This is a genomic window from Martinezella tropici, from assembly GCF_003287875.1.
GTDB lineage: Bacteria > Pseudomonadota > Alphaproteobacteria > Rhizobiales > Rhizobiaceae > Rhizobium > Rhizobium tropici_C.
In genome coordinates, this window is sequence record NZ_QMKK01000024.1 from 26,993 (window position 1) to 50,506 (window position 23,514).

The 23,514-nt window shown below is 59.8% G+C and carries 25 protein-coding genes; 14 read left to right on the plus strand and 11 right to left on the minus strand.

Features of this window, described 5'->3' with window-relative positions; genetic code table 11:
- Positions 1-184: 184 nt before the first annotated feature.
- The 5 genes from DQ393_RS07285 to DQ393_RS07305 form a co-directional block, all read right to left on the minus strand.
- Positions 185-805, minus strand: a complete 621-nt coding sequence (locus DQ393_RS07285; protein WP_112341105.1) for a PRC-barrel domain-containing protein — start codon at positions 803-805, stop codon at positions 185-187.
- Between the two features lie 353 nt (positions 806-1,158).
- Complete coding sequence (locus DQ393_RS07290; protein WP_112341106.1) at positions 1,159-2,046, minus strand: SMP-30/gluconolactonase/LRE family protein; 888 nt, start codon at positions 2,044-2,046, stop codon at positions 1,159-1,161.
- 2 nt (positions 2,047-2,048) lie between these two features.
- The gene (locus DQ393_RS07295) at positions 2,049-2,684 is read right to left on the minus strand and encodes a 2-dehydro-3-deoxy-6-phosphogalactonate aldolase (protein WP_112341107.1); all 636 of its coding nucleotides are present in this window, start codon (positions 2,682-2,684) and stop codon (positions 2,049-2,051) included.
- Entirely contained in the window at positions 2,684-3,616 is a 933-nt protein-coding gene (locus DQ393_RS07300) for a 2-dehydro-3-deoxygalactonokinase (protein WP_112341108.1), read from the minus strand. The genes DQ393_RS07295 and DQ393_RS07300 overlap by 1 nt, the downstream gene beginning before the upstream one ends.
- Positions 3,617-3,639: 23 nt before the next feature.
- Positions 3,640-4,437: an SDR family NAD(P)-dependent oxidoreductase gene (locus DQ393_RS07305; RefSeq protein WP_181592297.1), complete on the minus strand. Its 798-nt coding sequence runs from the start codon at positions 4,435-4,437 to the stop codon at positions 3,640-3,642.
- A gap of 100 nt (positions 4,438-4,537) precedes the next feature.
- On the opposite strand from DQ393_RS07305, the gene DQ393_RS07310 reads away from it, so the two are divergent.
- The gene (locus DQ393_RS07310) at positions 4,538-5,347 is read left to right on the plus strand and encodes an IclR family transcriptional regulator (RefSeq protein ID WP_112341110.1); all 810 of its coding nucleotides are present in this window, start codon (positions 4,538-4,540) and stop codon (positions 5,345-5,347) included.
- A 321-nt stretch (positions 5,348-5,668) separates the two neighbouring features.
- Positions 5,669-6,409, plus strand: coding sequence for a helix-turn-helix transcriptional regulator (locus tag DQ393_RS07315; protein ID WP_432421989.1), 741 nt, complete (start codon positions 5,669-5,671; stop codon positions 6,407-6,409).
- Here the strand turns inward: DQ393_RS07315 and DQ393_RS33360 are convergent.
- Positions 6,386-6,550 carry a hypothetical protein gene (locus tag DQ393_RS33360; protein WP_162737087.1) on the minus strand — a complete coding sequence of 55 codons (165 nt, stop codon included), beginning with the start codon at positions 6,548-6,550 and terminating at the stop codon, positions 6,386-6,388. The genes DQ393_RS07315 and DQ393_RS33360 overlap by 24 nt on opposite strands.
- A gap of 512 nt (positions 6,551-7,062) precedes the next feature.
- Here DQ393_RS33360 and apbC point away from each other — a divergent pair.
- The 10 genes from apbC to DQ393_RS07365 all read left to right on the plus strand — a co-directional run bounded on the left by apbC (position 7,063) and on the right by DQ393_RS07365 (position 16,907).
- Entirely contained in the window at positions 7,063-8,211 is a 1,149-nt protein-coding gene (gene apbC, locus DQ393_RS07320; RefSeq protein WP_112341111.1) for an iron-sulfur cluster carrier protein ApbC, read from the plus strand.
- Positions 8,212-8,625: 414 nt separating this feature from the next.
- Positions 8,626-9,603: a magnesium transporter CorA family protein gene (locus tag DQ393_RS07325; protein WP_112341112.1), complete on the plus strand. Its 978-nt coding sequence runs from the start codon at positions 8,626-8,628 to the stop codon at positions 9,601-9,603.
- 53 nt (positions 9,604-9,656) lie between these two features.
- Positions 9,657-11,522: a potassium transporter Kup gene (locus DQ393_RS07330; protein WP_432421990.1), complete on the plus strand. Its 1,866-nt coding sequence runs from the start codon at positions 9,657-9,659 to the stop codon at positions 11,520-11,522.
- Between the two features lie 192 nt (positions 11,523-11,714).
- Positions 11,715-12,893 (plus strand): cell wall hydrolase, encoded by a 1,179-nt coding sequence (locus tag DQ393_RS07335; protein ID WP_112341114.1) that lies wholly within the window; start codon positions 11,715-11,717, stop codon positions 12,891-12,893.
- 309 nt (positions 12,894-13,202) lie between these two features.
- Positions 13,203-13,547, plus strand: coding sequence for an AtpZ/AtpI family protein (locus DQ393_RS07340; RefSeq protein WP_112341243.1), 345 nt, complete (start codon positions 13,203-13,205; stop codon positions 13,545-13,547).
- Positions 13,548-13,625: 78 nt separating this feature from the next.
- Positions 13,626-14,378 carry a F0F1 ATP synthase subunit A gene (locus DQ393_RS07345; protein ID WP_112341244.1) on the plus strand — a complete coding sequence of 251 codons (753 nt, stop codon included), beginning with the start codon at positions 13,626-13,628 and terminating at the stop codon, positions 14,376-14,378.
- Between the two features lie 66 nt (positions 14,379-14,444).
- A complete protein-coding gene (locus DQ393_RS07350; RefSeq protein WP_015338972.1) occupies positions 14,445-14,672 on the plus strand; it encodes a F0F1 ATP synthase subunit C in 228 nt (75 codons plus the stop codon).
- A gap of 78 nt (positions 14,673-14,750) precedes the next feature.
- Positions 14,751-15,344, plus strand: coding sequence for a F0F1 ATP synthase subunit B (locus DQ393_RS07355; protein ID WP_112341115.1), 594 nt, complete (start codon positions 14,751-14,753; stop codon positions 15,342-15,344).
- 3 nt (positions 15,345-15,347) lie between these two features.
- Positions 15,348-15,839 carry a F0F1 ATP synthase subunit B gene (locus DQ393_RS07360; RefSeq protein ID WP_112341116.1) on the plus strand — a complete coding sequence of 164 codons (492 nt, stop codon included), beginning with the start codon at positions 15,348-15,350 and terminating at the stop codon, positions 15,837-15,839.
- A gap of 303 nt (positions 15,840-16,142) precedes the next feature.
- Positions 16,143-16,907, plus strand: coding sequence for a phosphotransferase (locus DQ393_RS07365; protein ID WP_112341117.1), 765 nt, complete (start codon positions 16,143-16,145; stop codon positions 16,905-16,907).
- 4 nt (positions 16,908-16,911) lie between these two features.
- Here the strand turns inward: DQ393_RS07365 and DQ393_RS07370 are convergent, their stop codons facing one another.
- Positions 16,912-17,571 carry a ribonuclease HII gene (locus DQ393_RS07370; RefSeq protein ID WP_112341118.1) on the minus strand — a complete coding sequence of 220 codons (660 nt, stop codon included), beginning with the start codon at positions 17,569-17,571 and terminating at the stop codon, positions 16,912-16,914.
- Between the two features lie 105 nt (positions 17,572-17,676).
- Positions 17,677-18,834 (minus strand): PA0069 family radical SAM protein, encoded by a 1,158-nt coding sequence (locus DQ393_RS07375; RefSeq protein WP_112341119.1) that lies wholly within the window; start codon positions 18,832-18,834, stop codon positions 17,677-17,679.
- Between the two features lie 240 nt (positions 18,835-19,074).
- On the opposite strand from DQ393_RS07375, the gene DQ393_RS07380 reads away from it, so the two are divergent.
- On the plus strand, positions 19,075-19,593 hold the full coding sequence (locus DQ393_RS07380; RefSeq protein ID WP_112341120.1) for a glycosyl transferase: 519 nt from the start codon (positions 19,075-19,077) through the stop codon (positions 19,591-19,593).
- Between the two features lie 178 nt (positions 19,594-19,771).
- Complete coding sequence (locus tag DQ393_RS07385) at positions 19,772-20,086, plus strand: hypothetical protein (RefSeq protein WP_112341121.1); 315 nt, start codon at positions 19,772-19,774, stop codon at positions 20,084-20,086.
- 21 nt (positions 20,087-20,107) lie between these two features.
- Here the strand turns inward: DQ393_RS07385 and moaB are convergent, their stop codons facing one another.
- From moaB to DQ393_RS07400, 3 genes are read right to left on the minus strand one after another with little or no spacing between them, the layout of a single operon-like run.
- Positions 20,108-20,662: a molybdenum cofactor biosynthesis protein B gene (moaB, locus tag DQ393_RS07390; protein WP_112341122.1), complete on the minus strand. Its 555-nt coding sequence runs from the start codon at positions 20,660-20,662 to the stop codon at positions 20,108-20,110.
- Positions 20,662-21,576: a 4-(cytidine 5'-diphospho)-2-C-methyl-D-erythritol kinase gene (locus tag DQ393_RS07395; RefSeq protein ID WP_112341123.1), complete on the minus strand. Its 915-nt coding sequence runs from the start codon at positions 21,574-21,576 to the stop codon at positions 20,662-20,664. The genes moaB and DQ393_RS07395 overlap by 1 nt, the downstream gene beginning before the upstream one ends.
- Positions 21,577-21,584: 8 nt before the next feature.
- On the minus strand, positions 21,585-23,444 hold the full coding sequence (locus DQ393_RS07400) for a tetratricopeptide repeat protein (protein ID WP_112341124.1): 1,860 nt from the start codon (positions 23,442-23,444) through the stop codon (positions 21,585-21,587).
- Positions 23,445-23,514: the final 70 nt, after the last annotated feature.

Below are 23,514 nucleotides of genomic sequence, written 5' to 3' on the forward strand. Positions count from 1 at the left end.
GCTTCAGGCCTTTGATCTTGGGCATGTCATTGTCGCAAAACCGCTGCACACTTTTGCGCGGTATGCTTGAAGCCAAGTTCACGAAAGGTGCGCAGCGGCTTTTCGTTCCGGAAAACAAAGAAAGCGGCGGCCGGGGAAGGGCCGCCGCTTCTGCATTTCGCCTGACCGTTATTTTATTTGAGCATTATTTGTTGGTGGTCGACGAAGTCGTAGTGTTGTCCGTCGCCGGCATTGTCGACGTACCCGCCGAGCTTGCCGCCTTGTCGGAAGCCTGCATTGCCAGCGTCTTGAATTCCGGCGCGGCCTTCAGCGAGTCGGCCGTTTCGGTCGTCGTGAGCTTGACCGTGCCGTCCTGCGGATTCTGCGTCGCATTGATCTTGTCGAACGGTACGGCGACGTTCTTCTGGCCGATGCCAAGGAAGCCGCCGACGCCGACGATCGCGGCGACAACACCGCCCTGCTTCTGCAGGATCAGGTCGTTGATGCTACCGATGCTTTCGTTCTGACCATTATAGACCGACTGGCCCATATAGGTCTTGGCACTGATCTGATCAGCCGACTGTGTGGTCAGGTAGCCGCTGGCCTGTTGAGTGCCAGTCGGAGCGGGCGCCTGAGCCTTGGTCTCCGGCGTCGAACTATCCGGCTTTGCGGCGTCCGGCGTTGCAGGGGCCGATTGCGTCACCGGCGCGTTGCCGGTACCGCCGTTCGACGGTTGCTGCGCCTGAGCGTACGCCATCGGCGAAAGCACCGAGGCGGTGGCAAAGATTGCGCCTGCAGCGACAGAAGTGAAGAGTTTCCCAGTCATCGTGAACCTACCTTTCATTCTGATGGGCATGCTTTATCGGATGCGCATGCTTACCAGCGCGAGTGGAACCTCCGTTTACCGACATTCATCGTGTCGGTTATAAAGGCAAATGGTTCACTGAGGTTTTGGTTCCGTCAAAAGTTGCAGAAGTCGGTGGCTGCAAGTTGAAAATGAAGGGAACCGAACATGAAAACAATAGGTTGCCGTTTCAAAAAACAACCTGAGGGACTGGCTGAACTAGAAAAGAGATCGATACGGATTCAGATTTTTTGCAAACCAGTGGAAGCTGATAGGGTGTCGATCGTCAAAGCAAATCCCTCTTCAAGTACGGAGCGCCTGAAGAGGGATTTCAATCACAGTTTGTATTTCGGGTCGAAGACGCCCTTCACGGTCGGGCCGAGTTCCAGGAGCGCGCCGGCCTGGGGTTGCATGGAACGGGCTTCGTCGTCCAATCCTTCCCAGGCGGTCGTCACTGCCAGCCGGTCGGCATTCTTGCCGATAAAGGCCGGGCAGGAAGGTTGCATGGCGGGAACGCGATAACGTTCGATGCGCAGGCCGTCCGGGCTGTATTTATCGACGAAACCGGAGCCCCAGCGCGCGTTCCAGATATAGCCATCGGCGTCACAGACCGAGCCGTCGAGCCCGCCCGGATCTTCCATGCTGTCGACCATGACGATCGGCTCGCCCGTCGGAAGCCCCGTCTCCGGGTCGACGAGAACACGCATGAGCTGGCTGACACGCGTGTCGGTGAAATAGCCGATCGTGCCGTCGGGCGAAAAGCAGATGGAGTTCGGAATGCTGATCTGATCGAAGATCTTGGTGACCTTGCCGCCGGCGACATGATAGATGGCGCCCGCCTGCATCTCCGCGCGCTTGCCCATGGTGCCGATCCAGAGCGACCCGGAAATATGCGTGCGCCCGTCATTGGAGCGGTTCTCCGGCTTGTCGGCCTCGATGGCCGCATAAAAACTCAGCTCGCCGGTCGCGATGTTGCGAAGGAAGAGGCCCTGTTCCGTGGCGATCATCTGCCGTTCCGCATCGACGCGGGCCAGCACGCTTGCCATCATCGGCAGCTGGTGAACCTGTTTCTTGCCCGTCGGCAGGTGCAATTCGTGCAGTTCCTTGCCGAGAATATTGAACCACCAGACGGTGTCCGTGTCGGGGTCGTAAGTCGGGCCTTCCCCCAGGACGGAGGACGTGTTGCAGAGAATATTGCCCTGAAAATCATGGATATCGGTCATAGTCAGGCTCCTATGGCTGCATCATAGGCATAGATGGTGGCCTTGGCGCGTTCGGCAACCTCTGCCGCGGTCATTCCAGGCTTGTAAAGGCTGGTGCCGAGACCGAAAGCCAGAATGCCTGCCTTGGTGTAATCGGCAAAATTCTTGTCCGAAACGCCGCCGACCGCGGCGATGACGAGTTCCGGCGGCAGGACCGCGCGGATGGCGGTGATACCGGAGGCACCCAGCACGCCGGCAGGGAAGAATTTAAGGCCGGTGGCACCGGCGCGGGCGGCGGAAAGTGCCTCCGTTGCGGTGAATACGCCGGGCATCGTTACCATGCCCTTGTCGCGGGCACGGCTGATGACCGCAGGCTCGACATTCGGCGTGACGAGCAGCTTGCCGCCGGCGCTGTCCAATCGGTCGACATCCTCGACCGTCAGCACCGTGCCCGCGCCGATAAGGCAACCGGCGGGCGCCATCTTGGCCGCGGTTTCGATGGACCGGAAAGGCTCCGGCGAATTCAGCGGAATTTCGATTGCCCCGAAACCGGTCTCGATCAACGCACCGACGATATCGGCCGTTTCTTCCGGCTTGATGCCGCGAAGAATGGCAATGAGCGGACGTTTCATGGGCGGGAAGGGGATGCGGGTGGTCATCAGCTTTTGCTTTCTTTTTTGAACCATATCGCTTCGGCTGCGGCGGAAAGGCCGCGACGGACGGCGGCGTCGGCGTCGATGGTCTTGTAGGTGAGAGATAGGGCGCGGAACGCATCCTCATAGAGAGCCTGCAGGCGGCCGGAAGCGACAAGCGTAATCGCCGCGTTCTGCGCGGCTGACGCAAGCGCACCGGCAATTTCCGCTCCGATCAGGGTTCCTGATATCAGCGCCTGCGCACCGGTTGCGGTCAGTCCGTGCAAAAGCTGGCCCGAACGCGCGGTGAACAACAGGTTGGTCGCAAGGGCAGGTTTGTCGAACGCCGTCCTGAGGGCCGTCTCGAATGCCTTTGTATCGGCAGGCTGATCCGCCGCGCCGGCAACGGCATGCGACAGTATGCTATGCTTGGTAATGACGTCGAAGAGCTCGCCGGTCATGAAGGTGGAGAAGCCCGTCACCTGGCCATCAAGCACGCGCACCCATTTCGAATGCGTTCCCGGCATGCAGACGAGCTGTTCGCCCCTCACATCGGCGGCGATCGTGCCGAGCAGCTGCGTTTCCTCGCCGCGCATGACGTCGGGTGCCTGCCGGCTGCGCTGCGCAAGGCCCGGCAGGATGCGGATGTCGCGGGATTGCCCGGGCACGGAAACGGCGCCGGTGAGGATCGCGGCAAGCGATGCCGGCGTGTCGATATATCCGGCCTCCACCCAGCCTTGGCGCGCTCCGGCCATGCCGCAGACGAGGACGGGTATGGTGTCCGGTGCGGACACTGCGTCCAAGTGGACCTGCAGGACCTTGGCAAAGCCCGCCTGGGCCGCCGTGGTCATGCCTTCGCCGCTCCGGCGCTCTGCCAGAATGCTTCCGTCGTCGCCGATCAGCCACAGACGGAAACTGCTGGTACCCCAGTCCACCGCGACATATGCGGGCTTGGTCATGAGAAATGCTCCAAAGTCTTTCGTTAGTAGATGCCGCCATCGACGGTGATGGCTTGTCCGGTCATGCCGCCCGAGCAGTCGGACGCCAGGAAAAGCACCGGTCCCACCAGATCGTCGGCGCTCAGCACGCGCTTGAGGCATTGCCGATCGATCGTCTCCGCCATTCCCTCTTCCGTCAGCCAGAGGTCGAGCTGCCGCTTGGTCACGACCATTCCGGGCAGGACGGCATTGACCCGAACGTTCTCAGGGCCGAAGCGCCCGGCAAAGCTCTTGGTCAGCCCGAGGATGCCGGACTTCGCTGCGGCGTAGGAAGACAGCTGCGGCGGACTGGTCTTGAAGACGATCGAGGAAAAATTGATGATTGCGCCGCCGCCGGCGGCCCGCATGCCGGGGACCGCCGCCTGCGAGACGAAGAAGACCTGTTTAAGGTTGATCGCCTGGTTGTTGTCCCAATATTCCTCGGTCGTTGTGTCGATATCGTGCCGATCGTCCCAGGCTGCGTTGTTGACGAGGACGCGGATTGGGCCGAGATCGGATTCGACCGCCGCGACCGTGCTTTTGATAGCGCCGACATCGCGCAGGTCGGCATGATAGAAGATGACAGGATGGGCGGATTCCGTCGAAAGCTTGGCAGCCAGCGCCCTGCTCGGTTCCTCCGCAACGTCGATGAAGGCAACCTTCGCACTTTGCTTGGCGAAACCCTCTACAAGTGCCGCACCGATGCCGGAGCCGCCGCCGGTGACGAGTACGGTTCGATCCTTCAGATCGGGAAATTGCGCGTGCGTTTCAACCAAGATCTCTCCTCCGAGATGGATTATCATGTTCCATATAGTGGAACAAAATTTGACTATATGGAATTATCGGATTACCCTTCCATCGTGTCAAGGATAACGCTGCAGTGCCAGCGATAAATGGAAGGGCATGGATCTGAATACAGAAGGCGTGAAAGCGAATGGCCGCCGCGACCGGGAAACCGGAACGCTTGGGAAACTCGTCGCGCTGCTCGATCTCGTTGCGCTTGCCGATGGCCCCATGCGCTTTACCGATATTCTTTCGCTGTCAGATCAGCCGCGCGGCACGCTGCATCGCCAATTGTCGCATCTCGTCGAGGAGGGGCTTCTGGAGGTCGATCGCGGCGGTCGATATCTCATCGGTCTCAGACTTTTGACGCTTGCCTCGCGCAGCTGGGCGCGCAACGAATTTCGCTCTGTTGCCGAGCCGCATTTGCAACGCCTGCACGACGTCACCTGCGAAACTGTGCATCTCGGCGTTCTGCATGGGGCGGAGGTCATCTATCTCGACAAGGTGGAGGGACGGCAGTCCATTCGCATGTATTCGCAGATCGGCAATGCCTCGCCGGCCTATTGTACCGGCGTCGGCAAGGCGGCGCTTTCCGCGCTCGACGATGCCGATCTTGCAATCCGGATCGCCGGTATCGGATTTCATCCCTATACGGAGCAGACGCTTCGCAATGCCGGAGAGCTGCTCTCGGATATTTCCGAGGTCAGGCGGCGCGGCTATGCGTTCGATCTCGAGGAACACGAAAGGGGCATATGCTGCGTTGCCGCGCCGATCCGCTCGGATGATGGTCATATGCTGGCCGGTATCTCGGTCACCGGACCGGCCTATCGCGTCACGCCGCAGAGCTTGCAGGCATGGGCGCCCCTCGTTGTGGCGGCAGCTGATTCGATCATGATGGATATGCGCAATCGCATGGGCCCGAAACGCTAGTTCCGCAAATTCTCGGCCCGGCCGTTACGGTCTTATCAATTTTAATGCTGGCAATGCCGGACTTTAGCCAAATTGCCCGTTAATCTTGAATTTTACTGTTGAGATATGCGTAAGAGCTGCCATTATCCGTGAATGATTGCTGGAGTCATCGAGGATTTGGCCAGATTATGACCGGACGACATAGTAAAGATCGTTGAAGCTGCCACGAATTTCGAAAACTTATATTTCGGCGGGTGCCAGATATCGGCGCCGGTGCGTTAATCGCTGGGGGGCAAGATACGGAAATTCCGTATTTTTTTCCTCTTTTACTAAAGAAGACTGATGATGGCGGCATTGGTACAGGCGGGAACACCCCCTCGTGGCGAGGATTATATCGAGGAAATCGGCAGGCTGAAGACTCAGTTTGATGTGTTCCGTTTCATGAAGGGGCTGACCGAGGCCTATCGCTGCCGTGCTTTCATGGTACTCAATTTACCGCCGATTACCTCTTTCGAACTTCAGAGCAATTCGGTGATCAACAATTGGCCGGCTGAACTACTGTCGATTTACGATCAGGAAGGGCTGCTGCCGACCAGCCCCGCATTGATGCGCTTGCGCAACTCCACACTTCCCTTTGTCTATGAGGTGGTGGCGAGCCCCGATCGCGATGCCGGCAAATCGCAGCTCGTCGTCACCTTGTTCGAGCGTTTTCGCATGACGCGTTTCCTTTACCTGCCGACCCACGATGCCTCCGGTCTTCGGGGTGCAGTCTCCCTGGCGGGTGATCGCGATCTCTTTTCATCCGAGGAGATCAAGGATCTTTCCTACATTGCCATCCATGTCTTCGATCGGCTCGCTGAGATCCGCAATCTCGACGTTCGCGTCGTTGACGCCCTTACCGATCGTGAGATCGACTGCCTGATTTGGACGGCGGCGGGAAAGACGAGTGCGGAAATAGCCGAAATCCTGTCTCTATCCGAACATACGGTCAATCATTACCTCAACCGGGCTACCAAGAAGCTCGACACTGTCAACCGCACGCAGGCCGTTGCCAAGGCCCTACGTGTCGGTCTGATCAAGTAATCCTTGTGCGTTCGCGGAGATGCCGCCGTCAGTTTTAAGTGCGGGCAGGACGCGGCCTATTGACCGCAATTCGGGCAGTTCCTGAATGAATTTTGTGCGTTGCGAATAAAATATGACGAGGAACATCGGCGCATCGGTCATGTCAAGTCCATCAGTTCCTCGCCAAGCCACTGAAATAGTGCGATTTTTTTAACTCCGCGAAAACTGGCATGCTTCCTGCTTGTTAAATGGCAGAGGTCCAGAGGGGACTTTGATAACAGCGCCGATGAAACGGGCGCGGATCAAACGACCGTCGCCGATGCTGTTGCCATAGCTTCCCAGGCAAAGGGTGTCGGCGGCGGTTGTTGCCTATTTGGCACGCTCACAAAGATCGAAGCCGCCGATGAGGCGATTTTTCCCACCTTGCCCTATTCCTTCCAAGCGATTGCTCTATGCCGACCGGCGAACGTCTGTCCGTGTTGGGAGACCGTTGCGGCTGGTGGGGTCATAGATGGACCCGGCGGACCTGCCGGCCGCAACGAAGGCGCTTTTTATCGGCAGCGCCTTGAATTTCGTTTGGCGAAGTCCCGCCGCTCTACTATCTAAACCAGAAAGATTTCAGGAAGTGCGGGCAGATGCTGCGCTCCGGATGAAGATCGTGCAGTGAGGATGGAATGGCAGATATCACCAAGGAACAGGTGCTGGAAACGTTGAAGACGGTTCGCGGCCCGGACCTGGAGCACAATATCGTCGAACTCGGTATGGTGTCGGATGTCTTCATTTCCGACGGCAAGGTCTATTTCTCCATTACTGTTCCTGCCGAGCGCGCCAAGGATCTCGAGCCGATGCGGCTCGCGGCCGAGCGCGTCATCAAGGAAATGCCCGGAGTGAAGGGCGCCCTGGTCGCTTTGACCGCCGACAAGAAGGCCGGTGCACCCGTCGCCCGGCCGGCACCGGCGCAAGCTGCCCCGCATGGCCACTCCCATCCGCATGGTCAGCAACAACCGCCTCGAGCCGCCAAGATCGGCGTGCCCGGAGTGAAGGCCATCATCGCGGTTGCTTCGGGCAAGGGCGGCGTCGGCAAATCGACGACGGCGGTCAATCTCGCCTTGGGCCTGCTGGCCAACGGCCTGCGCGTCGGCATTCTGGATGCCGATATCTATGGCCCTTCGATGCCGCGCCTCCTGAAGATTTCTGGGCGCCCCACCCAGATCGACGGCCGCATCATCAATCCCATGGAGAATTATGGCCTCAAGGTCATGTCGATGGGGTTCCTCGTGGAGGAAGAAACCGCCATGATCTGGCGCGGGCCGATGGTGCAATCCGCGCTCCTGCAGATGCTGCGCGAAGTCGCCTGGGGCGAACTCGACGTCCTGGTGGTGGACATGCCGCCCGGCACGGGTGACGTGCAGCTGACCATGGCGCAGCAAGTGCCGCTTGCCGGCGCCGTCATCGTTTCGACGCCACAGGATCTCGCCTTGATCGATGCACGCAAGGGCCTGAACATGTTCCGCAAGGTCGAGGTTCCGGTCCTCGGCATCGTCGAGAACATGAGCTATTTCATCGCGCCGGACACCGGCGCCCGCTATGATATTTTCGGCCATGGCGGCGCGCGCAAGGAGGCCGAGCGCATCGGCGTGCCTTTCCTCGGCGAAGTACCGCTGACCATGGGCATTCGTGAAACCTCCGATGCCGGCACGCCGCTCGTCGCCGCCGAACCGAATGGGATCGTCGCGAATATTTATCGCGAGATTGCCGCCAAGGTTTGGAGGCAAGTGGAAGGCACACCACAGCGCGCTGCGCCATCGATCGTATTCGAATAATTTACAGAGACCTGTCTGCTTTCTGTATAGCGACGCATTGTCTTGTCGGCATCCTGTGCTATGACTTCGCAAGATCATCGAAACTGCGGTGAAATCGCGCAATGAAGAGGTTGTGACTTGATTCTTTGCGAGCTTTGCTGCATATGCGCCGCCGGCGTGGAACTGGTCGAGCATTTCCGATGACCGCCCTCCGCCGCATGGTGGTTTCATTTCGTCCGAGCAGGCGCCTCCGCCAGGACGGACGAAGGATTGGTACAGCAGCGCAATGGAACATGGACACGGATTCCCGGCCGGACCGGCGGGATACGACCGGGGTTTTATGAGCTTTTTTCATTGGCCATTGGTGGGATCGCGGCGAGTGCGCGCAAAGTGCCTCGACTTGAGTGCCGTTCCCGCTGCCGCGGGAGCAAGCAGTTGATAACTGCCTATTGCTCAGATTCCAAACCGCTTCAGCTCCCCGATCTCTCGGCCGCCGACCGATTGCCTGACAATGCCACCTGGATCGACATGGTCGATCCCACGCGCGAGGAAGAGGCCAATATCGAGCGCCTGCTTGGGTTCGAAGTGCCGACGCGCGAGGACATGAAGGATATAGAGCCTTCCAGCCGGCTTTACGTCGAGAACGGCTCGGTCTTTCTGACCGCTTCCCTGTTGTGGAAGGCCGATACCAATCTGCCGATGCTGACCGATGTCGCCTTCATTCTGACGGGACATCGGCTTGTCACCATCCGCTATGCGCAGCCCAAATCCTTCGCGTTGTTCATCGCGGCGCTGCAGCGCATTCCGCAGGAGCGGCGCACCGGTGTCGCGCTCCTAGCCAAACTTCTCGAAACCATCGTCGACCGTACAGCCGAGGTGCTTGAACAGACCGTCTCCGGTATCGATATATTGTCGGTGCACGTGTTCGGCGATCGCGTAAAGAAGATCCGCCGCCCGGCGAACTATCTGGAAGAAAAGCTCAAGGACATCGCAGGCTATCACCGTACGCTCAGTAAGGTACGCGACAGTCTGAGTTCGCTGTCCCGGCTGCTGACCTTCCTTCATACCATCCCCACCATGCAGCAGGACCGCGAGGCCAGGGAACTGTGTCGCAACGTCTCGCGGGATGTCCAGTCACTGTCGGAGCATGCATCCTTCGTCGCGGGAAACATCACCTTCCTGCTGGATGCGTCGCTCGGGCTGATCAATATCGAGCAGAATGCCATCATCAAGATCTTTTCGATCGCTTCCGTGGTGTTCCTGCCGCCGACGCTTGTGGCGTCCGTTTACGGCATGAATTTCGAGCATATGCCCGAGCTGCATTTCGCCTACGGCTACCCGGCATCGTTGTTGTTGATGGTGGTTTCCGCCATCGTTCCGTTTTTCTTTTTTCGCTGGAAAGGCTGGCTCTGAGAGTCTAGTGATCCTGAATGTCTAACGAAAACCATCATTCTCCCGACGGGAAAATGAACGCTCGTAAGCTCGCATACCTCGCCCTCGGTTCGGTCGGCGTGGTTTATGGCGATATCGGCACGAGCCCCCTCTATGCCTTTCGCGAAGCACTGAAGCCGGTAGCCGCTGACGGTTTGACGCGCGGCGAAGTCATCAGCGTCGTCTCGCTGATGTTCTGGACGCTGACGATCATCGTCACGATCAAATATGTTCTTTTTCTGCTTCGCGCAGACAATGACGGTGAAGGCGGCACGCTGTCGCTGCTGGCGCTGTTGATGAAGACGGCTAACGGCCATACCGCCATTCTGATGCTCCTCGGCCTGCTGGGTGCCGCGCTCTTCCTCGGTGATGCGATGATCACCCCGGCGCTTTCGGTTCTTTCGGCCGTCGAAGGCCTGAAGCTGGTCACCCCGCAGCTGTCAGACTATATCGTCCCCATATCGGTTGCCATCCTGGCGCTGCTTTTTGCGATCCAGTCGCACGGCACCGGTGCCGTCGCCCGTTTCTTCGGCCCGATCACGGCTCTCTGGTTCATCGTCATGGGCCTTGTCGGCATCATGCATATTTCCGATGATTACAGCATCCTGGCAGCGCTCAATCCCTGGTATGCGGTGAACTTCCTCATGCGGGAAGGTTTCCTTGGCGTCGTGGTGCTCGGCGCGGTGTTCCTCACGGTCACCGGTGCGGAGGCCCTCTATGCCGACCTCGGCCATTTCGGCCGCCGTCCGATCCAGTGGGCCTGGTTCGTACTGGTGTTCCCGTCGCTGACGTTGAATTACTTCGGCCAGGGCGCTCTCGTGCTGCGTGAGCCCATGGCCATGTCCGATCCGTTCTTCCTGATGTATCCGCATTGGGCGATCCTGCCGGTGGTCATTCTCGCCACCATGGCGACAATCATCGCCAGCCAGGCCGTCATCACGGGCGCCTTCTCGCTCACGCGCCAGGCCATCCATCTCGGCTTCCTGCCGCGCATGGAAATCCTGTTCACCTCCGAGACCAATACCGGCCAGATCTTCCTGCCGTCGGTCAACACCGTCCTGTTCTTCGGCGTCATCTTCCTGGTCCTGGCCTTCAAGACTTCGGACGCCCTTGCCACGGCCTATGGTATCTCGGTTACCGGTGCGATGGTCGTCACCTCGATCATGGCCTTCGAATTCGTTCGTGTTCGCTGGAACTGGACGCTGCCCATGGCCGTTGCCGTGCTGACGCCGCTGCTGTTGCTGGAATTCGTCTTCCTCGGCGCCAATCTGATCAAGATTCATGATGGCGGCTACGTTCCGGTGCTGATCGCAACCGCGTTCACCGTCATCATGTGGACCTGGCGCCGTGGCACGGCGATCCTGATGGAAAAGACGCGGCACACCGATATCCCGCTGTCATCCTTCGTGAGCTCGATCGAGCGCAAGAGCGACCATTCGCCCGCCCACGTGCCTGGTACCGCGATCTTCCTGACCAGCGATCCGGAATCCGCACCGGCCGCGCTGCTGCATAATCTGAAGCACAATCACGTCCTGCACGACAAGAACGTGATCCTGACGATCCGCACCACCAACAAGCCGCGTGTCCTCCAGGAGGACCGCTATTCGGTCGAAAAGGTTTCCGATCGCTTCTCGCGCGTCGAGCTGCGCTTCGGCTTCATGGAATCGCAGAACGTCTCCCAGGCGCTCGCGACCTTGCGCAAGACCGGTTTGAAATTCGACATCATGTCGACCTCCTTCTACCTCGGTCGCCGCAAGCTCGTGCCGGATGCCAAATCGGGCATGCCGCACTGGCAGGACCGGCTTTACATCGCGCTTGCCAACGCCGCGACCGATCCTTCAGACTACTTCCGCCTGCCCGCCAACCGCGTGGTGGAACTGGGCTCGCACGTCATCATCTGACGCGAATGCCATAGCTTTCCCTTCAAAGGCCCGGTGGATGTCCGCAGGGCCTTTTCTCTTGTGCTCGGAAGTTTCTCTTGTGCTGGGAAGTCTGCCGGATTCACGATCACAGATTTGCCTGAATTAACCATCCATCAAGGTTAATGGGAGATTATTCGGCTCCTGGTTTCGAGTGCCGTTTGGAGTCCGGTGTTGTCTCGCTCGCGTTATGTCAGCCGAAAATTGAGTTTTTTGCCGAAAAACTGGACTTCGCCGGCCGTCTTCGGGCTCTGTGCCTGGCTGATCTTCCCATCTCCAGCCGCCTATGGCGATCTCGCGGGTCTGCTTGCGGGTATCGACAGGGAGGGGGCGAATTGGCGCATGGTGATGACCGCATCGCCGGCCGGCTCCACCCATCAGGCGGAACTTGCCTTCGGCGATGCCAAGACGGCGGCCGCGGTGGGCGATGGCGGCCTGGTGCTGCCGGACGGGCGGCGGGTCGCATTCCAGTCGGAACAAAAAGGCAGCGATCCCAGACCGGATGAGGAGCGGATCAACCGCCAGGACAAGAAAGGCCGCGTCGTTGCCATAGCGCCGATGCAGCCGCCGAAGGATTTTTCCGCGGGCTCGGTATTGGATCGGCAAAGCATGCTGTTTCGGCCGGAATCCGATACCGGTGAGCGCACCGCCTTCCTGAAGCCGAAGCTCGACGGCAAGGAAATCCAGATCGCCACTGCCTTCTACAAGAAGCAGCCGCCGAAGCCGGACGATAGCGTGCCGGCCTATCTGGCAAACCTCATCACCAATCGGAATGCCGATGTCCTGGCGGCTGCCTATGCATCGCCGGCGCCGGACTATGCCCGTGTCTCGCCTTTCGATTCCATTCTTGCCAAGGATCAGGACGGCGAGGGCCGTTTCGTGCCGCAGATCGGACCGAAGGATCATCTATGGGCAGCCAATGTCCTGCCGCCCTCGGTCTTCTCGTCGGATGAGCAGCAGTGCCTTGCGACCGGCATCTATTTCGAGGCGCGCGGCGAGTCCGTGAAGGGGCAGGCGGCCGTCGCCCAGGTCATCCTCAATCGCGTCCGCAATCCCGCCTATCCCAAAACCATCTGCGGCGTCGTCTATCAGAATGAGGATTGGACCAATGCCTGCCAGTTCTCCTTCGCCTGCGACAACGTCAAGGATCGGGTCAATTCGCCGGAACACTGGCGCATCGCCCGTCAGGTCGCGATGGCCGTGACGGCTGGCAAGATCTGGCTGCCGGAAGTCGGCTCGGCCACTCACTACCATGCCGTCTACGTTCGGCCGAGATGGGCGGCCGAGATGGTGAAGGTCGGCCGCATCGGCATGCATATCTTTTACCGCACATATGGCGGCGGCTGGAGCTGAGGCGTTCGAAGTTTGCGGATTGGCCCTGAGGAGTGCCGTGGTGGCTGGCAAAAAGGCCACAGAAAAGCATGGGCTGAAGAGGATTCTTCCGCTCAGTTTTCGGTCAATATGGCTCTTTCACTCTAAACTCATGATTTAATTGGGCTAATTTATGGCTGGACAGATGTCGTCTACGCCTTGACTATGCTTTTTCCTAAAACTATGTTGCGCGCGACTTCAAAACGGGCCGAAAGGTGGCGAAACCTGCCGTTCGTTTACGCGTTGACCGGGGATAGGGATTACGCGCAGCGAAATGGGGAGGACGTTATCATGACGGATGACCGCGACGAGGGTCTGGAACAGCGGCGAGCGCAGTTGGGAGCCGAATTGGCGAACAAGCGCGCTGCGGTGAGAGAGGGTGAACGCGAGGAGGTTCGCGCTGAGGAGAGCCGTAAGGGTTATGCTCAGGCGATGAAGCTTTCCAGTGAGTTCATAGCTGCGATCATCGTTGGTGTCGTTCTGGGCTATGTCTTCGACCGTTTTATCGGTACGACGCCGTGGGGCATGATTATTTTTCTGCTTCTCGGATTCTGTGCCGGCGTGCTGAATGTGCTGCGCTCTGCGGGCAAGGTGGCGACACCGGTGCCGGGCGAGGGTGGGCACGATAAGAAATGAGCGGAAGCAACGCTGCGGCGCTGTTTCCAGATGAGAAGCATCCGCTCGGTGGAGCGGAAAAATGAAAGAGAACAAGCGGTGGCAAACGATCCTACCCATCAGTTCCTGATCTTCAAGATTATCCCGATCGATATCGGCGGAATTGATTTTTCGTTCACCAACGCCTCCCTGTTCATGGTTGCTTCCGCAGTGCTCTCCGCGGGTTTCCTTTATTTCGCCAGTGCGCCGCGCGGCGTCATCCCGACGCGCTCGCAGTCGGTGGCGGAAATGGCCTATGAGTTCATCGCCTCGATGTTGAAAGAAGGGGCGGGGACAAAGGGAATGAAGTTCTTCCCGCTGGTCTTCTCTCTCTTCATGTTCGTCCTGACGGCGAACCTGCTCGGCCTCGTTCCTTACTTCTACACCGTCACCAGCCAGATCATCGTGACGCTGGCGCTCGCACTGCTCGTCATCTTCACCGTTATTTTCTATGGCTTGATCAAGCACGGCTTCGGCTTCTTCAAGATCTTCGTTCCTGAGGGTGTTCCGGGAGTTCTCTTGCCGCTGGTGGTGGCGATCGAGATCATCTCCTTCCTGTCCCGTCCGGTTTCGCTCTCCGTTCGTCTTTTCGCCAACATGCTGGCAGGTCATATCACGCTCAAGGTGTTCGCAGGCTTCGTCGCCTCGCTCGGAGCACTCGGCGCGCTTGGTATCGGCGGAGCTGTTCTTCCTCTTATCATGACCGTCGCCCTCACCGGTCTCGAGTTCCTTGTCGCCTTCCTTCAGGCTTACGTCTTTGCGGTGCTGACTTGCATGTACCTCAACGACGCAATCCATCCGGGCGGCCACTAAGGATAAAGACATTGGCGTCTAACGGCGTCAGTCATTCACCGCACAACCATTTCAAAGGAGTTCAACATGGACGCGGAAGCAGCAAAGTTCATCGGCGCAGGTTTGGCTTGCTTTGGTATGGCCGGCACGGCTCTCGGCCTCGGCAATATCTTCGGCAGCTACCTGTCCGGCGCACTGCGCAACCCGTCGGCTGCTGACAGCCAGTTCGGCCGTCTGGTATTCGGCTTCGCCGTTACGGAAGCTCTGGGCATCTTCTCGCTGCTCGTCGCTCTCCTCCTGCTCTTCGCCGTCTGATATCAGCGGCGTCATAGATCACGGTTCGCGGGCAGCGAGCCGTGATTCTTTGTATTTGCAGACCACCTGGAGGTGAGCATGTTTGTGACCCCGGCATATGCTGAAGAAGCACCGCCGGCCGCCGGAGCGGTGCACACGGAAACGGGTGCGCCGAATGAAGGCCATCACGGCGGCGTATTCCCGCCGTTTGACCATACGACGTATCCGTCACAGCTGTTTTGGCTGGTGATCACCTTCGTCATCTTCTACGTGGCCATGCAGAAGATCGTTATTCCGCGCGTCGGCAGCATTCTGGAAAGCCGGCACGACCGGATCGCCCAGGATATCGAAGAGGCCTCGCGTCTGAAGGCTGAAGCCGATGCCGCCGTTGCGACCTATGAAAGCGAATTGGCCGCTGCGCGCGCCAAGGCGAATTCCATCGGCGCCACTGCCCGCGATGCCGCCAAGGCCAAGGCCGAAGAGGATCGCAAGGCGATCGAGGCGAGCCTGGCTGAGAAGCTCAAGGCCGCAGAAGGCCGCATTGCTGAAATCAAGGCGAAAGCCTTCGGCGATGTCGGTGCGATTGCCGAGGAGACGGCTGGTGCCGTCGTCGAGCAGCTGGTTGGCAATGTCGCCGGCAAGGCCGATGTCGCCTCCGCGGTTGCAGCAGCTGCCGCCAAGCAGGAGGGCTGATCCATGGAATTCGCTTTCGACAACACTTTCTTCGCGTTTGTCAGCCTTCTCATCTTCCTCGGCCTGATCGTTTACCTGAAGGTTCCGGGCATGATGGCGAAGTCTCTGGACGACCGCGCCGACCAGATCCGCAACGAACTCGCTGAAGCCAAGCGCCTGCGTGAAGAGGCCCAGCATCTGCTGGCCGAATATCAGCGCAAGCGCAAGGAAGCAGAAGCTGAAGCCGCGAATATCGTCGCCGCAGCCGAGCGCGAAGCCGATATGCTGACGACGGAAGCCCGCAAGAAGACGGAGGAATTCGTCGCCAACCGCACGGCACTCTCCGAGCAGAAGATCAAGCAGGCTGAAGCCGATGCGATGAAGGCGGTTCGTTCCGCCGCCGTCGACCTGGCGATCGCCGCTGCTGAATCGGTGCTTGCGAAGAAGGCCGATGGAAGCATCCAGTCCGGTCTCTTCAACGATGCCGTCAAGGAAGTGAAGACGCGGCTGAACTGACGCGTTCGGAATATCGAATTTGGAAAACCCCGCTTCGGCGGGGTTTTTTGTTGGTGGGAGGACATGCTATCACAGAGCGGCTTCCCGTCGCATGAGCCCGGTTCAACGTGCAGTTTTGCGCAGGAGAGCAGCCCCTTATGATGGGATGCCGCAGGCTCTTGAGCCGCCGAAGGGACCGGAGCCTCGAACCACGGGGTGCTGAAGCAATGCGGTCAAATCCCCGTTAATCGTGGCCATCCGATTTCTCGCAGATTGATCGTTGCCGCAACGAACGGCAAGATCAGGAAATGAGGGGGAGGACAGATGCAGCCCACAATGGACGAAGAGCCGTTTCGCCAGGACGATCTTATCGTGCGGCCCGTTCGCCCTTGGACACCCGGCGTCCATGCGCTATTGGCTTCCCTGCCGCTGCATGGCTTTGATGCCGCCCCGAAGCCGGACGGATTTGACGACGTCTGGGAGAGAGTGACCTATCTGCCTGGTGCCACGGGCGATCTCGGCGACTGTGCCGAGATGCGCTCGAAGCAGATCCTGCAATCGGCCGCGCGATTGCTGCGCCGCTATCATCATAGTTCGGCGCTGGTCTTGCGCGATCTTACTGTGGCTTGGCCGTGGCAGCTGCCACCCCGTCTGCCGTCCGAGGTCATCTGCCACGGCGATTTCGCACCCTATAATGTCGTTTTGAACGACGGCGAGGTGATCGGGATTATCGATTTCGAAGCCGCCCATCCCGGTCCGCGGATTTGGGACCTGGCCTATGCCGTTTATCGCTGGGCGCCATTGTCCTCAAGCGTGGCGGTGGAGGGATTGGATAGCCTTGCCACCCAGATCCAGCGTGCGCGCCTCTTCGTCGACGCCTACGGGCTACCGGTTTCCGAGCGTAGTTCGCTTCCGGCGGGCATTATCGAACGGCTCGAAGCGCTACTCGCCTTCATGGAACGGGAAGCTGCACGCGGCATTGAGAGATATCGCCGGAACCTGCAGGATGGTCATGATCGCATCTATAGGGAAGACATTGCCTATATCACGAAATGGTCGCCGGAGATCGTCGCAGGACTGAGGAATTGAGACCTCAGACGGCTTCCTTCTTGAGTGGGCGGAAGCTCATGCGATGCAGCGAGCAGGGGCCGTGTTGCTCGATGCCGGCGCGATGCTGCGGCGTGCCATAGCCGGCATGGGCGGCAAAGCCATAGGCAGGAAAGACGACGCCTGCGCGGGCCATCATCCGGTCGCGGGTCACTTTGGCGACAATCGATGCGGCGGCGATGGAGAAGGAGCGCGCGTCTCCCTTGACCACGGCTTTCCCGGGGCAGGCGAGCCCAGCCGGCACATCGAGCCCATCGGTCAGCACGTAGCTTGCCGGCACCGCCAGCCCGCAAATGGCGCGTCGCATCGCATCCAGGCTTGCCTTGCGGATATCGGTCGTGTCGATACGGGTCGCGCTGGATGAGGCGATGGAGATCGTCGCCGTCGCGAGGATCTCGACGAACAGTTCCTCGCGCCTGGCGGCTGTCAACTGCTTGGAATCGTTCAGCCCATTCGGAATGCGCTCGGGATCGAGGATGACGGCGGCAGCTACGACCGGCCCTGCAAGCGGGCCTCTGCCCACTTCGTCTGCTCCGGCAACGGGCCAATGTCCGGCACGCCGAGCGATCAATTCCAGCTCGAAGGTCGGGACGAGCGGGATGTCCTCGAATAACATTGGAGAATCGGGTGGTGTGCTGCGTAACATGCGGCGAAGCTCGCACACCACCCGATCTCCTGCAAGCCCCCGGTGGATCAGGGCGGCGAACCGGGGGGCTTTTCCAGCGGGTACAGGGAAAACCCGCAAGGAATATCAGAGCAACGATAGCTGAACACCGCTGCCGTCAGGCGGCACGAACAGGTCATCGCGCAACGCGATATTGCGACGCGTGAGTTCGAGCCGGCGCGTTGCCATTTCGAAGCGGCGGCTGATTTGCCAGGCATAGGGGCCAGCGCCCTTCATGCGCTTGCCGAATTCGGCATCATAATCCTTGCCGCCGCGCATCGAGCGGATCAGCGACATCACATGGCGATAGCGATCCGGATAATGCTGCAGCAGCCAGTCGCGAAAGAGCGGGCTCACTTCCAGCGGCAGCCGCAAAATGACATAGCTTGCCTCCTGCGCGCCGGCCGCTTTGCCCGCGTCGAGGATGCGTTCGATTTCGTGATCGTTGAGCGCTGGAATGATCGGCGCCACCATGATCGCGGTGCGGATGCCGGCCTCGTTCAGAGCCTGGATCGCTTCCAGCCGCCGCGGCGGTGTCGCTGCCCGCGGCTCCATGGTGCGCGCGAGCTTCCGGTCGAGCGTCGTCACCGATACTCCCACCCGCACCAGGTTCTTGGCGGCCATGTCCTTCAGAATATCGATATCGCGCATGACCAGCGCCGACTTGGTGACGATGGCAACCGGGTGGTTTGCCCGATTCAGCACTTCGAGGATCTGCCGCATGATCCGCCATTCCTTCTCGATCGGTTGATAAGGGTCAGTATTGGTGCCGATGGCAATGACGCGGGGCTTGTAGCCGGGCTTTGCCAATTCACGCTCCAGAAGCTTGGCTGCATCCGGCTTGGCAAACAGCTTCGATTCGAAATCCAGCCCCGCCGACAGCCCCATATAGGCATGCGTCGGCCGCGCGAAGCAGTAGATGCAGCCATGCTCGCAACCGCGATAGGGATTGATGGAACGATCGAAGGAAATATCGGGGGATTCGTTGCGCGTGATCGCGGTGCGCGGCTTTTCCACCTGTACTTCGGTCTTGAAGGGTGGAAGCTCTTCCCATGTCTGCCAGCCGTCGTCGACGGTCTCACGCTGCTGCGGCTCGAACCGGCCGCTCGGGTTCAATCCGGCGCCGCGTCCGCGCCGGCGCTCCGCGTCGACCCTGAGACCGGCCTCGGTGATCAAAGCGTTGGCAACGTCTGCCGTATTGGCAGGCGCGAATGCGGCCTGCCCTGCAAGGGACTGCTCGTTCATCGGTAGCTCCAGGGCGGCTCATGCCATCGCATGCCGCGTCTAAGATGATTAAATTCCTATCCGACAAATGAGAACATTGCAAGAACAAAAATCCGGAATCACCATCTTCCGCTTCACGCGTTCGAGGCGCTGGTGAAGGAGGTGTCATGGTTTCGAGGTGGTGCATCAGGGTTTTCTTAAACGTTCCGGCCCGGGGGTTAGGTGCTGGCAATAAATTATGCGCCGCTTTATAAATGGGCAATGTTGACGGTCATCATGGAATGCCAGGATCACGAACCCGAGCTGGCGCAGACATTGGCGACATTGGTGGCAGGCGCGGTCGAAGGGCTGGTCTGCGATGTCGTCGTGCTCGATCACGGCTCCAGGGACGGCACTTCGCGAGTGGCGGATGCCGCCGGATGCCGTTTTTATTCGCAGTGGGATATCAAGGACATATTGCGTTCGGCGCGCGGTGACTGGCTGCTGCTGGTCGAGCCGGGTGCCCGGCCGCAGGCGGGCTGGATCGACGAGATCGCGGAATATGTCTCCCTGAACAAAGCCCCGGCACGCTTCACTGCGTCGCGCGGTTATCGCCGGCCCCTCCTTCAGCGCATTCGCAAGGGCACGCAGCCTTTGGAACTGGGATTGCTTTTGTCGAAGGCTCAGGCCATCGCGGCTGCCAGAACCGGCATGCGGCTGGCCGAATTCGCTAAAGGCCGCAAAGGCCGCAGCCTTTCAAGCGAGCTCATACCCTCGTGGGTGGCGCGGGCGGCACGATAGCACGTGGGTTTCGAGCCAGATTTCATTTGAAAAGCTGCAAATACCTGCGATAATTTTCCTGTGGCGGCACCTTACGCGTGTCGCGTCGGGCGGCCGACCATGAAGATGCCGATATGCGGCGGAGCAGGTCAGCGGCACACTCCTTGTCCGCCGGGATACCGGCGAAGGGAGGTGCGTCATGAAACGCACGATGCTTTACCGCCTCTTGTCCATGGCTCTCATGTCAAGTGCGATCCTTTTTCCCGGCGTTGCAGGTTCCCAGGCGATGCTGGTTTGCGCCCAGCGCTTCGATATCGTCGCCTTTCTTGGCGACAACCTTTCCGAAAAACTTTCGGCGGTCGGCAAGCTCGATCCCAATACGATCGTGGAGATCTACGCCGCTGAGAGCGGTAGCTGGACGCTGTTGATCACCGACGCCTCGGGGCGCAGCTGCATCATTCTCAGCGGCGATAATTGGGAATCAATTCCTGCCCTGCCAGGGCCGAAGGCATAGGAATGTCCGCGATGAGCAGATCTACTTGGAGACGGCGCCGCGCTTCAGATGCTCATCGAGGCGCGGCATGATCTCCACGAAATTGCAGGGCATATGGCGATAATCGAGCTGCGCCTTCAAAATGCCGTCCCAGGCATCCTTGCAGGCGCCGGGCGATCCCGGCAGCACGAAGATGAAGGTGGCATTGGCGACGCCGCCGGTCGCCCGCGACTGGATCGTCGCCGTGCCGATCTTGTCGTAGGAGATACGATGGAAGACCTCGGAGAAGCCGTCCATACGTTTCTCGAACAGCGGCTCCAGCGCTTCGGGCGTGACATCGCGGCCGGTGAAGCCGGTGCCGCCGGTAGTGATCACCACGTCGACCGCATCGTCTTTCGTCCAGGCTTCTACCTGCATGCGGATGCGCTCCTTGTCGTCAGGAACGATGGCGCGGGCCGCCAGCCTGTGGCCTGCTTCGGCAATGCGCGCGACAAGCGTATCGCCGGACTTGTCGTCTGCGAGCGTTCGCGTATCGGAAACGGTCAGCACGGCGATGCCGACGGGAATGAAGGATCTTTCGCTGACTGAACCTGCCATCATGCCTCTCCCGCAATCGTTTCCGTCACCTGGAAATACCAGTCCGGCTTCTGCCTGTGAAGCGAGGATGCAGCAGCCTTCGCCTGTTCGGCACTTTCGAAAATCCCGAAGCAGGTGGCCCCGGAGCCGGACATCCGGGTCACCATCGGCTGCTGGCTTTCGATCAGACCGGAAAGCACCGAAATCTCACCGCAGATCGAGCGCGCCGGCGGTTCGAGATCGTTGCGCAGGTTCCTGATCACCTTGATCCACTCGCTGGAGCCGCGCGGCATCTGTGTTGGAAACAGCAGCGGCGGATTGTCCTTGCGGGTGAGATGGCGAAATACATCCGGCGTGGAGACGCCGACGAGTGGATTGCCGAGAACTATCGGAAAGGAGGGGAATGCCGGCAGCAAGCCTATCGCCTCGCCGATCCCGCGCGCCACCAGCGGTTGGCTGGCAAGGCACATCGGCACATCGGCGCCAAGCTTCAAGGCGATGGCCGTGACCTTCTCGTCAGGTAGCGTGAGCTGCCATAACCGCATCAGTCCACGCAATGTCGCCGCCGCATCCGCCGAGCCGCCGCCGATGCCCGATGCGATCGGCAGGTTCTTTTCAAGATGGATATGAACGGCGGGTGCATCGAAGCCCGCCGCCTGTGCGGCCTGCCGCAGCAGATCGCGCGCCTTGAACACGAGATTGTCGCCAGCCTCGGCATCTGCCGACAGTAGTGGGCCGAAGCGCCCGGAAAGGCTGAACTCATCCTGCGCGCTTGCGCGGAATGCGACGCGATCACCATGGCGGGCAAAACTGACGAGCATGTCGAGCAGGTGATAGCCGTCGGCGCGGCGGCCGGTCACATGCAGCGCAAGATTGATCTTCGCGGGCGCTTCCTCCATGAGGTCGAAATCGCCCGCTGCCAAGACCGTATTCATGGGAAGTCTTAGGACTTCTTGTCGACCGGCGCCGGAGCGTTCGTGTCGGGCGAAGGCGCAGGCGCGGGATCGGGTAGCTTGCTCTTGTCGACGGTCTTCGGATCGTTATCGAGCACGGGCAGGCCCTTCTCGACCTTTTCCTTGATCTTCGGAATATCGGCTTCTTCCGGCTTCGAGGCGAGTGCGCGGTTCCACTGGTAGACGGCTTCGAGCTTGCGGTTCACACGCCAATAGGCGTCGCCCAGGTGGTCGTTGATCGTCGGATCGCCGGCCTTCAGCTGTGCCGCCCGTTCCAGCTCGTTCACCGCTTCGTCGAAGCGGTTCAGGCGGAAATAGGCCCAGCCGAGCGAGTCGACGATGTAGCCGTCATCCGGCTTCAGGTCGACGGCCTTCTTGATCATGTCCAGGCCCTGGTCGAGGTTCATGTTCATGTCGACCCAGGAATAGCCGAGATAGTTCAGCACCTGTGGCTGATCCGGGTTCAGTTCGAGCGCCTTCTTGAAGTTCGGCTCGGCTTCCGGCCACTTCTTCAGCCGCTCATAAGCGATGCCGCGCTGGAAGAACACGGCCCAATCGCTACGCTTCGGCACCGGGCCGATGATCTGTACGGCCTTGTCGTAGTTCTCGGCCATGGCCTGAAAATCCTTGGCGTCGGAAAGGACGCTGCCATAGGCAAGATAGCTGCGAACATCGTTGGGATCGGAATCGATCAACGCTTTCAGGTGTTTGCGAGCATCGTCGACCTTGCCGGACTGGGCAAGCGCAAGACCGAGCTGCAGCTCGGAAATGCGGGCCATCGGCGAATCATCAGGCACCTTCTTGTAGAAGGTGATGGCGCGATCGGTCTGCTCCTGCTTTTCGGCAAGTCCGCCGAGAAGAACCAGCGTATCGGCGGCCTTGGGATCGAGCGAATTGGCAATCTGCAGGTAGAGCGAGACCACGTCTTCGGCGCCGTCGCGGTTCAGTGCGGCGCCGATGGTGAAGAGCACGGCGGCCGCGCCCTGGCTCGCATTGGTGACCTGTTGGTCCGGCGTGTCGCCCTTGGCGATGCTGTCGCGCAGCGCATTCAGCGGTGCGTAGTTGCTGACGAGGTTGTCGCCGACCGAGATCGCATCCAGCGCCTTCTGCTTGTCGCCGGCCTTGGCTTCGAGCCGTGCAAGCGCCATGACCGCGCGCATGAAGGTATCGGGAGCCGTTGCACCGCCCGTCTTGTCGAGGATCGCATCGTTGAGATGCGAGCGTGCCGATTTGAGGTCACCCAATGTCAGCGCGATGGCTCCGGCATGATAGTTCTTGAAGATGTTGAACCAGTCCGGGCCCTTCATCTTGTCGATCATCGAGATCGCTTCCTTGCCGCGGCCGGATCCGGCCCGGGCCCAGGCGGAAAGCAGGTTGGTCATCATCCGGTCGAGATCGTTCGGACCGTTATATTTGAGGATTTCCTGCGCGGTGCGGTATTCGTGGCGACGGATGGCATCCATGCCGCGCACGATCGTGGTCACGCGCTCGACAGAGGGATCGCTTTTCAGCTCGTTGGCGTATTTGACGCCTTCTTCCAGATTGCCGTTGAGCAGCAGCGAGATCATCAGACGCTGGCGGATTTCGGAATTGCTGGGGTCGATCATCAGCGCCTTTTTATAAAGCGTGATGGCTGTGTCGTAGTCGTGATCGACATCGGCCGTGCGGGCAGCGAGAAACGCGCCTGCGAAGGTATCGACGCTATCGGGATCGAAAGCAACCGGAGCGCTGGCCTCCGGCGCTGTTGCTGCCGGCTTATCCTCCGCGCGCGCGCCAGTCAGGGCGGACACCGAAAGGATTGCCGCCAAGGCTACGCCCGAAAGGAAACGGATGGCAAGTCTCTGCCGCATTAGAAAGCCTTTCATCAAGGGAATGGCCGGCGAAGTCGCCGGCGGCACAACGCATTCGTGTCAACTGATT

Excerpts from the sequence above, each read along its gene's own strand:
- DQ393_RS07365 (WP_112341117.1), top strand. The coding sequence starts at position 16,143 with ATGCAGCCCACAATGGACGAAGAGCCGTTTCGCCAGGACGATCTTATC.
- DQ393_RS07285 (WP_112341105.1), bottom strand. The coding sequence starts at position 805 with ATGACTGGGAAACTCTTCACTTCTGTCGCTGCAGGCGCAATCTTTGCC.
- DQ393_RS33360 (WP_162737087.1), bottom strand. The coding sequence starts at position 6,550 with ATGACCGATGCGCCGATGTTCCTCGTCATATTTTATTCGCAACGCACA.
- DQ393_RS07350 (WP_015338972.1), top strand. The coding sequence starts at position 14,445 with ATGGACGCGGAAGCAGCAAAGTTCATCGGCGCAGGTTTGGCTTGCTTT.
- DQ393_RS07355 (WP_112341115.1), top strand. The coding sequence starts at position 14,751 with ATGTTTGTGACCCCGGCATATGCTGAAGAAGCACCGCCGGCCGCCGGA.
- DQ393_RS07340 (WP_112341243.1), top strand. The coding sequence starts at position 13,203 with ATGACGGATGACCGCGACGAGGGTCTGGAACAGCGGCGAGCGCAGTTG.
- DQ393_RS07380 (WP_112341120.1), top strand. The coding sequence starts at position 19,075 with ATGTTGACGGTCATCATGGAATGCCAGGATCACGAACCCGAGCTGGCG.
- DQ393_RS07315 (WP_432421989.1), top strand. The coding sequence starts at position 5,669 with ATGATGGCGGCATTGGTACAGGCGGGAACACCCCCTCGTGGCGAGGAT.
- DQ393_RS07330 (WP_432421990.1), top strand. The coding sequence starts at position 9,657 with ATGAACGCTCGTAAGCTCGCATACCTCGCCCTCGGTTCGGTCGGCGTG.
- DQ393_RS07305 (WP_181592297.1), bottom strand. The coding sequence starts at position 4,437 with ATGATAATCCATCTCGGAGGAGAGATCTTGGTTGAAACGCACGCGCAA.
- DQ393_RS07300 (WP_112341108.1), bottom strand. The coding sequence starts at position 3,616 with ATGACCAAGCCCGCATATGTCGCGGTGGACTGGGGTACCAGCAGTTTC.
- DQ393_RS07395 (WP_112341123.1), bottom strand. The coding sequence starts at position 21,576 with ATGAATACGGTCTTGGCAGCGGGCGATTTCGACCTCATGGAGGAAGCG.
- DQ393_RS07370 (WP_112341118.1), bottom strand. The coding sequence starts at position 17,571 with ATGTTACGCAGCACACCACCCGATTCTCCAATGTTATTCGAGGACATC.
- moaB (WP_112341122.1), bottom strand. The coding sequence starts at position 20,662 with ATGGCAGGTTCAGTCAGCGAAAGATCCTTCATTCCCGTCGGCATCGCC.
- apbC (WP_112341111.1), top strand. The coding sequence starts at position 7,063 with ATGGCAGATATCACCAAGGAACAGGTGCTGGAAACGTTGAAGACGGTT.
- DQ393_RS07385 (WP_112341121.1), top strand. The coding sequence starts at position 19,772 with ATGAAACGCACGATGCTTTACCGCCTCTTGTCCATGGCTCTCATGTCA.
- DQ393_RS07310 (WP_112341110.1), top strand. The coding sequence starts at position 4,538 with ATGGATCTGAATACAGAAGGCGTGAAAGCGAATGGCCGCCGCGACCGG.
- DQ393_RS07290 (WP_112341106.1), bottom strand. The coding sequence starts at position 2,046 with ATGACCGATATCCATGATTTTCAGGGCAATATTCTCTGCAACACGTCC.
- DQ393_RS07295 (WP_112341107.1), bottom strand. The coding sequence starts at position 2,684 with ATGACCACCCGCATCCCCTTCCCGCCCATGAAACGTCCGCTCATTGCC.
- DQ393_RS07375 (WP_112341119.1), bottom strand. The coding sequence starts at position 18,834 with ATGAACGAGCAGTCCCTTGCAGGGCAGGCCGCATTCGCGCCTGCCAAT.
- DQ393_RS07360 (WP_112341116.1), top strand. The coding sequence starts at position 15,348 with ATGGAATTCGCTTTCGACAACACTTTCTTCGCGTTTGTCAGCCTTCTC.
- DQ393_RS07400 (WP_112341124.1), bottom strand. The coding sequence starts at position 23,444 with ATGCGGCAGAGACTTGCCATCCGTTTCCTTTCGGGCGTAGCCTTGGCG.